The sequence below is a fragment of the Desulfofundulus salinus genome, assembly GCF_003627965.1.
GTDB classification, from domain to species: Bacteria; Bacillota; Desulfotomaculia; order Desulfotomaculales; family Desulfovirgulaceae; genus Desulfofundulus; species Desulfofundulus salinus.
Map to the genome: position 1 here is coordinate 537471 of NZ_RBWE01000001.1, position 12104 is coordinate 549574.

General features: G+C 55.8%; 12 protein-coding genes and 1 riboswitch. Of the genes, 9 read left to right on the top strand and 3 right to left on the bottom strand.

Translation table 11 applies throughout. From position 1 onward, the window contains the following. Positions 1-5 precede the first annotated feature (5 nt). The 3 genes from D7024_RS02770 to larC all read left to right on the top strand — a co-directional run bounded on the left by D7024_RS02770 (position 6) and on the right by larC (position 3604). Positions 6-1949 (top strand): molybdopterin biosynthesis protein, encoded by a 1944-nt coding sequence (locus D7024_RS02770; protein WP_121450429.1) that lies wholly within the window; start codon positions 6-8, stop codon positions 1947-1949. Positions 1950-2039: 90 nt separating this feature from the next. Next, positions 2040-2801 (top strand): nickel pincer cofactor biosynthesis protein LarB, encoded by a 762-nt coding sequence (gene larB / locus D7024_RS02775; RefSeq protein ID WP_121450430.1) that lies wholly within the window; start codon positions 2040-2042, stop codon positions 2799-2801. Continuing rightward, entirely contained in the window at positions 2798-3604 is an 807-nt protein-coding gene (gene larC / locus D7024_RS02780) for a nickel pincer cofactor biosynthesis protein LarC (protein ID WP_243113666.1), read from the top strand. The genes larB and larC overlap by 4 nt, the downstream gene beginning before the upstream one ends. Positions 3605-3692: 88 nt before the next feature. On the opposite strand, the gene D7024_RS02785 is transcribed toward larC, so the two are convergent. Then, positions 3693-4439, bottom strand: a complete 747-nt coding sequence (locus D7024_RS02785) for an ABC transporter ATP-binding protein (protein WP_121450431.1) — start codon at positions 4437-4439, stop codon at positions 3693-3695. Positions 4440-4556: 117 nt separating this feature from the next. After that, the gene (locus D7024_RS02790; RefSeq protein ID WP_121450432.1) at positions 4557-5450 is read right to left on the bottom strand and encodes an ABC transporter substrate-binding protein; all 894 of its coding nucleotides are present in this window, start codon (positions 5448-5450) and stop codon (positions 4557-4559) included. Positions 5451-5750: 300 nt separating this feature from the next. Then, positions 5751-5869: riboswitch (molybdenum cofactor riboswitch) on the bottom strand. Positions 5870-6064: 195 nt separating this feature from the next. Between D7024_RS02790 and D7024_RS02795 the strand changes: the two genes are divergently transcribed. From D7024_RS02795 to D7024_RS02805, 3 genes are all read left to right on the top strand, one after another. Then, positions 6065-7693 (top strand): long-chain-fatty-acid--CoA ligase, encoded by a 1629-nt coding sequence (locus tag D7024_RS02795; RefSeq protein ID WP_121450433.1) that lies wholly within the window; start codon positions 6065-6067, stop codon positions 7691-7693. Between the two features lie 91 nt (positions 7694-7784). Beyond that, positions 7785-8078, top strand: coding sequence for a 4Fe-4S binding protein (locus D7024_RS02800; protein WP_243113667.1), 294 nt, complete (start codon positions 7785-7787; stop codon positions 8076-8078). A gap of 85 nt (positions 8079-8163) precedes the next feature. Further along, positions 8164-8358, top strand: coding sequence for a hypothetical protein (locus D7024_RS02805; protein WP_121450435.1), 195 nt, complete (start codon positions 8164-8166; stop codon positions 8356-8358). Here the strand turns inward: D7024_RS02805 and fdhD are convergent. After that, on the bottom strand, positions 8355-9146 hold the full coding sequence (fdhD, locus tag D7024_RS02810) for a formate dehydrogenase accessory sulfurtransferase FdhD (RefSeq protein ID WP_121450436.1): 792 nt from the start codon (positions 9144-9146) through the stop codon (positions 8355-8357). The genes D7024_RS02805 and fdhD overlap by 4 nt on opposite strands. Positions 9147-9267: 121 nt before the next feature. On the opposite strand from fdhD, the gene D7024_RS02815 reads away from it, so the two are divergent. The 3 genes from D7024_RS02815 to groL all read left to right on the top strand — a co-directional run bounded on the left by D7024_RS02815 (position 9268) and on the right by groL (position 12090). Beyond that, positions 9268-9759: a MogA/MoaB family molybdenum cofactor biosynthesis protein gene (locus D7024_RS02815; protein ID WP_121450437.1), complete on the top strand. Its 492-nt coding sequence runs from the start codon at positions 9268-9270 to the stop codon at positions 9757-9759. A 372-nt stretch (positions 9760-10131) separates the two neighbouring features. Beyond that, a complete protein-coding gene (gene groES, locus D7024_RS02820) occupies positions 10132-10422 on the top strand; it encodes a co-chaperone GroES (protein ID WP_207666882.1) in 291 nt (96 codons plus the stop codon). Between the two features lie 48 nt (positions 10423-10470). After that, complete coding sequence (gene groL / locus D7024_RS02825) at positions 10471-12090, top strand: chaperonin GroEL (protein WP_121450438.1); 1620 nt, start codon at positions 10471-10473, stop codon at positions 12088-12090. Positions 12091-12104 lie beyond the last annotated feature (14 nt).

Below are 12104 nucleotides of genomic sequence, written 5' to 3' on the forward strand. Positions count from 1 at the left end.
GAGTGATGGCGTTGTCTAAGGTCACGGGCAAACGGGACGTTTATCTGGACGACCGGCCCTGGGAAGAAGCCCTGGAAGAATACATGGCTTACCTTGAGCAAAAGGGGGCACTCAATCCCGGCCCGCCCGAGGTGGTGGCGGTGGAGGAGGCCCGGGGCCGGGTGACGGCGGCTCCCGTTTATGCACGGGTGTCTTCGCCCCACTACCACGCGGCGGCCATGGACGGCTATGCGGTCAAGGCTGCCCTTACCTTTGGTGCTTCCGAAACTGCTCCCAAACGGCTGGCTGTGGGCAGCGAGGCCATCATGGTCGATACGGGTGATCCCCTCCCCGAAGGGTGCGATGCAGTGATCATGGTGGAGGACGTGCATTTTGTGTCCTCCGGAGTCCTGGAGATCACCCAACCGGTTTATCCCTGGCAGCACGTGCGGCCCATTGGGGAAGATATCGTCGCTACGGAAATGATCGTTCCCGCCAATCACCGGGTGCGCCCGGTGGACATCGGGGGGCTCCTGGCCGGCGGGGTAACGGAAATTTACGTCCACCCCCGGCCGCGGGTGGCCATTTTGCCTACCGGCACCGAACTGGTGGAGCCGGGTCGGGAGCTGAGGCCCGGGGATATTATCGACTACAACAGCCGGATGCTGGCAGGCCTGGTGACCGGGTGGGGGGGCGTTCCGGTCCGCAAAAAAATCACCGCCGATGATTTTGAGGCCCTGCGCCGGTCCCTGCTGGAAGCCCTGCAGGAATCCGATATAGTGCTCATCAATGCCGGCTCTTCGGCCGGCAGCGAGGACTACACGGCGGAAGTAATTAGAAGCCTGGGCCGGGTGCTGGTGCACGGTGTGGCCACCAAGCCGGGGAAGCCGGTGATCCTGGGGGAAGTGGACGGGCGGCCGGTGATCGGGGTGCCCGGTTACCCCGTATCGGCCTACCTGTGTGCTGATTTGTTTGTTAAACCCATCATATACAAAAAGCTTGGTTCCGTCCCGCCCGCCCGCCGGAAAATTGAAGCCACCGTTTCCCGCAAGCTGGTCTCCTCCCTGGGCGTGGAGGAGTTTGTACGGGTTAAACTGGGACAGGTGGGGGACAAGATCATTGCCACACCCATATCCCGGGGAGCGGGCATTATTATGTCCCTGATCCGGGCTGACGGGATTGTGCGGGTGCCCCGGCTTTCCGAGGGTTACGGTGCGGGCCAGGCGGTGCCGGTGGAGCTCCTGCGTCCCCTGGAGGAGATCAAGGAAACCACCGTCATCATCGGCAGCCACGATATCGCCCTGGACGTCCTGGCCAATTACCTGCGCCGCCTTTACCCCCAGGCCAGCCTGTCCAGCGCCCATGTGGGCAGCCTGGCCGGTTTGAACGCCTTGAAAAGGGGAGAGGCCCACTGTGCCGGCACGCACCTTTTGGATGAGGAAACGGGGGAGTACAACGTTTCCTATATTCAGCGGCTGCTGCCGGACAGGGGAGTAGTGCTGGTCAACCTGGTCTACCGGGAGCAGGGGCTGATTGTGGCCAAAGGCAATCCCAAAGGGATCAGGGGGCTGGAGGACCTGGCCCGGCCCGGTGTCACCTTTGTGAACCGGCAGCGGGGGGCGGGTACCCGGGTTTTGCTGGATTACCACTTGAAACAGCTGGGGATCAGCCCGGACCAAATAAACGGTTACGAGCGGGAGGAATACACCCACATGGCCGTGGCGGCGGCCGTGGCCGGCGGGGTGGACGCGGGGTTGGGCATCCGGGCCGCCGCGGTGGCCCTGGGGCTCGACTTCATACCCCTGGCCGAGGAGCGTTACGACCTCTGTATCCCCCGGGAATACTGGGATACACCTTACATCCAGCGTTTGTTGACCGTAATGAACCTGCCGGAGTTCCGGAAAGAGGTACAGGCCCTGGGCGGCTACGACCTGCGGGACTGCGGCAAGGTCATGTGGGAACAGAAGTAAGAGGCAATCTTGATACGACCATGTTCCAGGGATATAATTCCGGGCCGGTATCCATAATTTGTCCGGCCTTCTTTCAGGGGAGAAGGATGAATGACTAAAGATGAATTACGTCTATTGCTTGAGGATGTGCAGAGCGGCCGCCTGGAAGTGGATGCGGCTTTAGACAGGCTCAAGACGCTGCCCTATGAAGACCTCGGGTTTGCCAAGGTGGATCACCACCGGGCCCTGCGCAAGGGTTTCCCGGAAGTGGTTTTCTGCCAGGGCAAAACCACGGATCAAGTAGTGGAGATTGTGCAGAGGCTTTGCGGGGGCAACCGGACCGTTCTGGCCACCCGGGCCGGCCGGGAGGTTTACGAGGCAGTACGGGCTGTTTTCAGCGACGCCGTTTATTCGGAACTGGCGCGCACTATTGTGGTGTACCGCGGGGAGCGCCCGCAGCCAAAGGGTAAAGTGCTGGTGATGTCGGCGGGGACCGCCGATCTTCCGGTGGCCGAGGAAGCGGCCGTGACTGCCGAAGTGATGGGCAACCATGTGCGCCGGTGTTACGATGTGGGAGTGGCCGGCATCCATCGTCTGCTGGACAAACTGGAGATGATCCGGTGGGCGCAGGTAATCATTGTAGTCGCGGGAATGGAGGGGGCCCTGGCCAGTGTGGTGGCGGGGCTGGCGGAGCAGCCGGTTATAGCCGTGCCCACCAGCGTCGGTTACGGGGCCAATTTTCACGGCCTGGCCGCCCTTCTCACCATGCTGAACAGCTGTGCTTCCGGCATTGGTGTGGTCAATATCGATAACGGTTTTGGTGCTGCCGCCCTGGCCAGCGCCATAACCCGCATGATGGTGGGGTCGGAATGATGAAAGTGGCGTACTTTGACTGTTTTTCCGGCATTAGCGGTGACATGTGCCTCGGCGCCTTGATTGGCGCGGGGGTGGATTTCGAACAACTGGTCGGGGAATTAAAAAAGCTGCCGGTGGAAGGTTACCGGTTACGCCTGGAAAAAGTGAAGCGCAATGGAATTTCGGCCATAAACTTCTTTGTAGACGTGGACGCCCACGGCCAGCCGGACAGGCATTTGAAGGATATTGAGGAAATAATTTCCCAAAGCTCCCTGCCCGAAGAGGTGAAAGAGAAAAGCAAAGCGGTATTCCACTGCCTGGCCCGGGCTGAAGCCGGGGTACACGATACAACCCCCGAGCGCATTCACTTTCACGAGGTGGGTGCGGTAGATGCCATCATCGACGTGGTGGGCACCGTGCTCGGGCTGCATCTGCTGGGCGTGGAAAAAGTCATCGTTTCACCCCTGCCCATGGGAAGGGGGCTTATCCGCTGCATGCACGGGCTGATCCCGTCGCCTGCCCCGGCTACGCTGGAGATTCTATCTGAAAGGAAAGTACCGGTCTACGGGACCGGCGTTAACGGTGAACTGGTGACGCCTACGGGGGCCGCCCTGGCGGCCACCCTGGGCGACGCCTTCGGGGAAATGCCCCCCATGACCGTTACCCGGGCTGGTTACGGGGCCGGAAAGAAAACTTTTAAGCACCCCAACCTGCTGCGCGTGATCATCGGAGAGGCTCAGGATAATTGTAAAAATACCATTAACCTTGCCTTACCCGGTGGTCAATTACATGGGCCGCCCAACCACCATGGACATAATTGAAACTCAAGAGTTTGTATCCTCTTGAGGTCATCACGCCGGCATTTGGGCCGGCACCTGTGGATGAGTCCAGGCAAGATACTAGTTTGCTTTACTCTGCCGCGTCGCTTTCAAAAACCCGGTAAAGGGAAGTAATGTAGTTTTCCCGGCGGGGTTTTACTTTAAATATTTCCTCAAAGGTGCCCGTTTTTACCATGCGGCCGTCCTTAAGCACGGCTATGCGGTCGGTGAGATAGGGCACCTCCGAAAAATCATGGGTTACAAAAATAGCAGCTATCCCCGTGTCTTTTAAAAGCCTGTCCAGTTTATTGAGAAGGGATAAGCGGGTGGGGAAGTCCAGGGCGGAAAAGGGTTCGTCCAGAAACAACACTTCCGGTTCCAGGGCAAAGGCCCTGGCCAGGCTGACCCTCTGGGCTTCTCCCCCCGAGAGCTGGTGGGAACGGCGCCCGGCCAGGTGGGCGATGCCCAGCCGCTCCAACCAGAGGCTTACTCTATTTTCTATTTCCTTTCTGGGAACTCCCCGTAACTTCAACCCGGCCGCCACGTTCTCATAGACCGTGGTATTTAAAAGAAGCGGTTCCTGGAACACCACGGCCACGCGCCGACGAATGGCCAGGGCGTTTCGGGGGGTGGCCGGTACGCCCCGGAATTCCACGGTTCCGCGGGTTGGTTTTAATAAAAGGGCCATTACCTGCAACAGGGTGCTTTTGCCGGCTCCATTTGGCCCGATCAGGGCGATGGTTTCCCTCTCATGAAGGGCAAAATGATCGATATTTAAAATTTCCCGGTTTCCCCGTTTGAACTGTAGATTGTGCACTTCTAAGATGGTGTTGTTCACTGGATGATCCCCACTTCTAAGAATTGCTCCAAACTTAATTAATGCAAAGCTTAAGGAGCCCGCCCTGCATTTATGGTTAAAAGGTTTAAGGCAGGGCGGGCGGTTTCATATCTATCTTTACTTCCCCAGTTCTTCTTCCTTTTTACCGGCATCGGGGAAGAATAACGGCTGGCCGTACTTGTCTACCCCGAACTTACCGATGATCTGCTGGGTTTCAGGTGAAATCATGAAGTCAACAAAAGCCTCTGCTCCCTCGGCGTTAACCTTGCCGAATTTTTCCGGGTTGACCTGCATCACGTGATAGATGTTCAGCAAGGTTCTATCTCCTCCGTATAAAATCTTTAACTTCAGGTGTTTCTGGTTGGCCAGGTAGGTGGCCCGGTCACTGAGGGTATAGCCTCCCTTTTCCGAGGCAATGTTTAGAGTATTGCCCATGCCCGTACCGGCTTCCTGGTACCATTTGCCGCCGGGGGTAATGCCGGCTGCTTTCCAGATGTCTATTTCTTTTTTGTGGGTGCCCGATTCATCCCCGCGGGAAATGAAAATATTTTGGGTTTGGGCGATTTTCTTAAAGGCTTGCACGGTGTTTTGGGCCGACTTGATTCCGGCCGGGTCATTTTCCGGGCCGACCACCACAAAGTCGTTGTGCATTACCAGCCGGTAGTTGATGCAAACGCCGCTGTCCACCAGTTCCTTTTCCGCTTTGGGGGCGTGCACCAGCAGCACGTCCGTTTCACCTTTTTTGCCCATTTCCAGGGCCTGTCCCGTTCCCACGGCAATGGTTTTCACTTTATAACCGGTTTTCTTTTCAAATTCGGGAATAAGTACATCCAGGAGACCGCTGTCCTGGGTGCTGGTGGTGGTGGCCAGAATTACGTCCTGTTTTTGCGGTTTTTCCCGGGCCGGCTGTCCTTGTTTTGCTTCTTTCTGTGCAGTATTGGAAGAGCAGCCTGCAATAAGCATGAGCGCAAGGAGAAGGGTTAATACAGGGGTAAGTATTCGCTTGAGCATTGTCATTCACCTCTTCAGGTATTAGATTGGGTTGTTTCAAAGGTAAGTGTTCAGTTAATCCGTTGCTCCGCGCCGGGAACAAGTTTCAAAGATCGCCTCTCTCACCTCCTGACCGCCTTAAGAACAGGCCGTACATAGCTGGATTCGCAGCCTGCTCGGACCTCAAGGCTTGTTCCAAAACAAAAAGGCTGTGCTCTGGCGAAAAAGGCAGAAGCACAGCCGTTTCCCGGGCGGTCAGGTGGTTATGCGTCCGCAGAAAAAAACTGTGTCCTGTGGGAAACAGAACACAGGTCTACCCCAAAAGTATAGCTGTGTTCTCCTTTCCGCACTGGGAGGCACGCCGGTTTCCCGGCATACCCTGTCGGCCCGAAAACCATAGCCCTGGCCACAGGTAATCGGGCTCGGAGAACGGTCATATTGTACTATTGCCAGGCTATCACACAATAAACTTATTCGAGGGAATGGAGCAAAATCCTGCCGGCATATAACTTTTTTCACGCCCACTTTCTGGAATCTAGAATAAAATATTTAAGAAAAGTGCAAAAGATCAGAAGGTTTTAGAGTGTTTATGTTGAATGAATAATCATTTATTAAAGTCAGGAGGGAGGATTTCCATGGCCCGGCAAGCTACACTACCCTGGCTGCGCTTTTATGAGGAAGGCGTGCCCCCAACCCTGGAATATCCGGATAAGACCATGCCCGAGTTGCTGGAACGCGCGGCAGTCGATTGGCCTGACCGGACAGCCATCATTTTCGCCGGTGTGGAGATCAACTACCGCACCCTGGCGGGTATGGTACACCGGTTTGCCGCTTCTCTGGCGGATCTGGGCGTCAAAAAGGGTGACCGGGTAGCCCTCATGTCGCCCAACTGCCCCCAGTATGTGGTCGGCTACATGGCCATTCAGAAAATCGGGGCGGTGGTGGTGCAGGTAAACCCCATGTACACCGAGCGGGAACTGGAGCATCTTCTGGTGGATTCAGGGGCTGAAGTAATCATTGCCTATGACGCCCTTTATCCTCGCCTTAAGTGTCTCCGGGGAGCGACTCCCTTAAAACACGTAATTTTATTTAGCCTGGGCCAGCCGCAGTGCGCGGCCGATCCGGATGTCCTGCAGGCGGAAAAAATGATGGCCGGTGCCCCGCCCAGTCCGCCGGTGGTAAAGATCAATCCCGTGGAGGATCTGGCGGTACTGCAATATACCGGCGGCACCACCGGCATACCCAAAGGGGCCATGCTTACCCACCGCAATGTGGTGGCCAACGCCCTGCAGATGGTGGCCTGGTTTGCCGGCTGTCAGTACGGGCAGGAGCGGGTACTTTCGGTGCTTCCCTTTTTCCACGTCTACGGTATGACCGTGGCCATGAATTTTGCGGTGGTTATTGCGGCCACCCAGATCATTTTGCCCCGCTTTGAAATAAACCAGGTTCTTGAGTGTATCAATGCCTACCGGCCCACCCTTTTTCCCGGCGTTCCCACCATGTACGTGGCCTTTAACAACCACCCCGAGGTTAAAAAGTATGACGTACGTTCCATCAAGTATTGCATCAGCGGCTCGGCGCCTTTGCCCGTGGAGGTGGCGGAAAAGTTTGAAGAACTAACCGGCGGTTACCTGGTGGAGGGCTACGGCCTTTCGGAAACCTCCCCGGTGACCCATTGCAACCCCCTGCGGGGAAAACGCAAGGTGGGTAGCATCGGCCTGCCCCTGCCGGATACCCTGTGCAAGATCGTGGACCCGGAAACAGGTGATCGGGAGTTGCCTCCAGGGGAAGCCGGTGAGCTTTGTATCAAGGGACCCCAGGTGATGAAGGGTTACTGGAATATGCCCGGGGAGACGGCCCATGCCCTGCGGGACGGCTGGGTTTATACCGGGGACATAGCCAGGATGGACGAAGAAGGCTATTTCTATATTGTGGATCGCAAGAAGGACATGATTATTGCGGGCGGATTTAATATCTATCCGCGGGAGGTTGAAGAAGTTTTGTTTGAACATCCCAAGGTGCTTGAGGCAGTGGTGGCCGGGATACCCGACCCCTACCGGGGAGAAACGGTGAAAGCCTTTGTAGTTTTAAAACAGGGGGAGAAGGCTACGGAACAGGAACTGATCCAGTATTGCCGCGGTAAGCTGGCGGCCTACAAGGTGCCGCGGCAGGTAGAATTCAGGGACAGCTTGCCTAAGACCGTTGTGGGTAAGGTGTTGCGCCGTTGCCTGCGGGAGGAGGCACTGGCCAGACAGAAGAAATAGTGTTCATAAGATTTATCCGCGGTGGCAGGGATCGGCTGTCCTTTGTAGAAGTTATAAATATATATAATCTTTTGCATGGGAGATGGAGAGGATGGCCGAAGCCAAAAAACAACAAAAAGAAGTGGTTATTACTTTAAACGGCGTGGAGCTTGTAATACCGCCGGGGGCCAGAGTAAAAGATGTGGCCGCGGCCGCCGGGGTCGAAATTCCTGCCCTAAAAGTGGACCCGGAAAAATGTAAGGGCTGCCAGATGTGCACTAAAGCCTGTGAAACGGGCGCCATTTCGGGCAACAAAAAGGAGCCCCATTCCATTGACCAGGCCCTGTGTATCCGCTGCGGTGAATGTCTGGCAAAGTGCAAGCTGGGAGCCATTGTTCCTGCTTAAAGGTAAAATTCAAACCAGGCCTTTGTGGGGGGCCTGGTTTTTAGCTGCCCGTTAGCCCGGTCAAAAAGCAAAGGAGGTGAAAAGGGTGAAAGAAAAACAAAACATTTCCGTGGAGCCCCGGGTATTGGAAGCCGTAAAGCAGGCCGCGGTTGGCGGCCGGTTGACCTGTACGGCGGCTCGCCGGCTGGCCGGGGAACTTAACGTGCCGGTACGGCTGGTGGGGGCGGCCTGCGACGCCCTGGGGATCAAGATCAAAGCCTGTGAGCTGGGTTGTTTTTAGGGCAAAATAATACGTTCCCCATGGGTATAAATATTCAACCTCTCCCCCCGGGCAAATCCCACCACGGTAATGCCCATCTCACTGGCCATTTCCAGGGCCAGGTCCGTGGGCGCACCCCGGGCAATGAGGATGGGGATGCCCATGCGGGCCACCTTGACCAGGATTTCCGAAGAAACGCGGCCGCTGAAAACCAGAAGTTTATCCTTTAATTCCATTCCATCCAGAAAAGCGCGGCCAAAAATTTTATCCACGGCGTTGTGACGGCCGATGTCCTCGTAAAGCAGCAGGCGTTGGCTCCCGGAATACAGGGCAGCACTGTGGGTGCCGCCGGTGGTTTGAAACAGAGCGGCATTTTCTTCCAGTTCCCGGCTGAACTCAAGTATTGCACCGGCCCTGACGACCAGGGGCGAGGTTACCGGTGATATACCCCGGGCATCATTGACAAAATAAAAAGAAGAGCGACCCCGGCCGCAGCAGGTGGTGATGTAACGCTTTAAAAAATGCTGGCGGGTGGGAACCGGCCCGGAAGTTTCCACCCAGATCAGTCCTTCCTCGGGCCGGATAAAGATATCCTTTAAGTCCGTGCGCCTCTGGAGGATGCCTTCGGAACAGAGGAAACCCACCGCCAGTTCTTCCAGGTTGCCGGGGGAACAGACCAGGGTAACCAGTTCCTCGTCGTTTAAAAATAAAGTAACCGGGACTTCCCTTGCCACTTCATCTTCAACGGTCACCATACGGTCGCCGGTTACTTTTTTCACCATGACGGTGGTGGTTTCAGGTACGGCCATGGGTTTAACCTCCTTTACTCATTAAACCCATTTTATCTTTCCTGGTCTTTTGCTTCAACTGTAAAGGCAGTGTTGCAAACGTTTTTGTGTCCCGACCTTACATGCGATGGAGGTGTTGGCCATGTGGCGGGTAGGTATTCTCACGGCCAGTGACAAAGGGTCCCGGGGTGAACGGGAGGATAAGAGCGCGCAGGTGATCCGGGATATGGTGGCCGGCATCGGGGGAGAAGTGGTGTCTTACCGTATTGTGCCTGATGACCTGGATGTCTTGAAGGAAATACTCATTAAAATGGCCGACCAGGAGAAGCTGGACTTGATTTTAACCACCGGGGGTACAGGCTTCAGCCCGCGGGATAACACCCCCGAGGCGACCCGGGCGGTTATTGAGCGGGAAGTGCCGGGTATTCCCGAGGCGATACGCTACGAAAGCCTCAAAAAAACGCCCCGGGCCATGCTGAGCCGGGCGGTGGCCGGCATCCGTCACCAAACGCTCATCATCAACCTGCCGGGCAGTGCTAAGGCAGTACGGGAATGCCTGGAGGTAATATTGCCGGCCCTTTCCCACGGGTTGGAAATATTGACCGGTCGGAGTGGGGAGTGCGGGGCGGACTAAGGGGAGTTCTGCCCGCGGTAAAAGCTTACGGCCGGATCATTGAGCTTTTCTGTGTAAAACGTGACCAATATCTAAGCGCCCTGGCGGGTGTTTTTGTTTTGCATGTATAAAGTATTTTTTTTGTGGGGAAAATGTTTCTAGGAAGGCTAAGAAATGTTTGGGCAAGAAGTAATGATAATAGCTCAATGGCGGGAGAAAATGCGAGATAATATCAGGTAATTTGCCTTGAGCGGTTAAAAAGGGGGATTAAGTCTTTTGAGGGCAGTTGCTTTTTGCCCTTCCCCCTTTATATTATAATACTTGGTATTAGCACTCGGTTTAAATGAGTGCTAACAATAGAAGAAAACAATCTCTTATAAGGAGGGGTTTTAGGTGAGGATTAGACCATTAGGTGAACGGGTGGTTGTCAAGCCGCTGCCCAGCGAGGAGAAGACCAAGGGGGGCATTGTGCTGCCTGAAACCGCCAAGGAAAAGCCCCAGGAGGGGGAAGTGGTGGCGGTAGGTCCCGGCCGCCTGCTGGAAAATGGCACCCGTGTACCTATTGATCTCAAAGTCGGGGACAGGGTTTTGTTCTCCAAGTATGCCGGTAACGAGGTCAAGATAGATGATGAAGAATATCTGATCATGCGCGAAGCCGACATCCTTGGGGTTATTGAAAAGTAAATGGTGCTTTGGAACGCGTGATCAAAATATCTAAGGAGGTCGAGGAAATTGGCTGGTAAAGAGATTATTTTCCGGGAAGAAGCACGCCGTGCCCTGGAAAGAGGCGTAAATGCTCTGGCTGAAGCGGTGCGGGTTACCCTGGGACCAAAGGGCCGCAACGTGGTGCTGGAGAAGAAGTTTGGTTCTCCCATGATCACCAACGACGGTGTGACCATTGCCCGGGAAATTGAATTAACCGATCCCTTTGAGAATATGGGCGCCCAGCTGGTTAAAGAAGTAGCCACCAAGACCAATGACGTGGCCGGTGATGGTACCACCACTGCTACTGTGCTGGCCCAGGCCATTGTGCGGGAAGGTCTAAAGAACGTAGCAGCTGGGGCCAACCCGATGATCGTCAAGCGGGGCATTGAAAAGGCGGTAGAAAAAGCCGTAGAGGCAATCAAAGCGGCCGCCAAGCCGGTGGAAAGCAAGGCTGCCATTGCCCAGGTAGCTTCCATTTCGGCCAACGATCCGTCCATCGGCGAATTGATCTCTGAAGCCATGGAAAAGGTGGGCAAGGACGGTGTAATTACCGTCGAGGAATCCAAGGGTATCGGCACCACCCTGGAAGTGGTGGAAGGGATGAACTTCGACCGGGGTTACATATCTCCGTACATGATCACCGATACCGAGAAGATGGAGGCCATTCTCAACGATCCTTACATCCTCATTACCGACCGGAAGATCAGCGCCGTGGCCGATCTGCTGCCCATTCTGGAAAGGATCGTCCAGGCCGGCAAGCCGCTCTTGATCATTGCCGAGGATGTGGAAGGCGAGGCCCTGGCCACCCTGGTGCTGAACAAGCTGCGTGGCACCCTGTCCTGCGTGGCCGTCAAGGCTCCCGGCTTTGGTGACCGGCGCAAGGCCATGCTGGAGGACATCGCCATTCTTACCGGAGGTACTGTAATCAGCGAAGAGCTGGGCTTGAAGCTGGATAAGGCTACCATCGACATGCTCGGCCGGGCCTCCAAGGTACGGGTGAAGAAGGAAGAAACCATCATTGTCGGCGGTGCCGGTTCCCAGGACAAGATTAATGCCCGGATCGCCTCCATCAAGAAGCAAATCGAAGAAACTACCTCCGACTTTGACCGGGAGAAGCTGCAGGAGCGTCTGGCCAAGCTGGCTGGCGGCGTAGCGGTGATCCAGGTTGGCGCAGCCACTGAAACTGAAATGAAGGAGAAGAAGCTGCGTATCGAGGACGCCCTGAACGCCACCCGGGCTGCCGTGGAGGAAGGTATTGTCTCCGGTGGCGGCGTGGCCTATGTGGCAGCCATCAAGGCTTTGGACAATATCGAAACCAGCAGCCTGGATGAAAAAGTCGGTGTGGACATTGTACGCCGGGCCCTGGAAGAACCCCTGCGGCAAATTGCCAACAACGCCGGTGCGGAAGGTTCCGTAGTGGTGGAAAAGGTCAGGGCCCTGCCCGATGGTATGGGCTTCAACGCCTTGACTGGCGAGTATGTGAACATGATTGAAGCCGGTATTGTGGACCCGGCCAAGGTCACCCGGTCTGCCCTGCAGAATGCCGCTTCCATTGCCGCTATGATTCTGACCACTGAAACCCTGGTGGCGGAAAAGCCGGAAAAGGAAAAGGATACCGGCATGGGTGGCGGAATGCCTCCAATGTAAGGTAAAACGAACAT

Bases quoted from the DNA above. Each gene is read 5' to 3' on its own strand.
- D7024_RS02770 (WP_121450429.1), top strand. From the start codon at position 6: ATGGCGTTGTCTAAGGTCACGGGCAAACGGGACGTTTATCTGGACGAC.
- larB (WP_121450430.1), top strand. From the start codon at position 2,040: ATGACTAAAGATGAATTACGTCTATTGCTTGAGGATGTGCAGAGCGGC.
- larC (WP_243113666.1), top strand. From the start codon at position 2,798: ATGATGAAAGTGGCGTACTTTGACTGTTTTTCCGGCATTAGCGGTGAC.
- D7024_RS02790 (WP_121450432.1), bottom strand. From the start codon at position 5,450: ATGCTCAAGCGAATACTTACCCCTGTATTAACCCTTCTCCTTGCGCTC.
- D7024_RS02795 (WP_121450433.1), top strand. From the start codon at position 6,065: ATGGCCCGGCAAGCTACACTACCCTGGCTGCGCTTTTATGAGGAAGGC.
- D7024_RS02800 (WP_243113667.1), top strand. From the start codon at position 7,785: ATGGCCGAAGCCAAAAAACAACAAAAAGAAGTGGTTATTACTTTAAAC.
- fdhD (WP_121450436.1), bottom strand. From the start codon at position 9,146: ATGGCCGTACCTGAAACCACCACCGTCATGGTGAAAAAAGTAACCGGC.
- D7024_RS02815 (WP_121450437.1), top strand. From the start codon at position 9,268: ATGTGGCGGGTAGGTATTCTCACGGCCAGTGACAAAGGGTCCCGGGGT.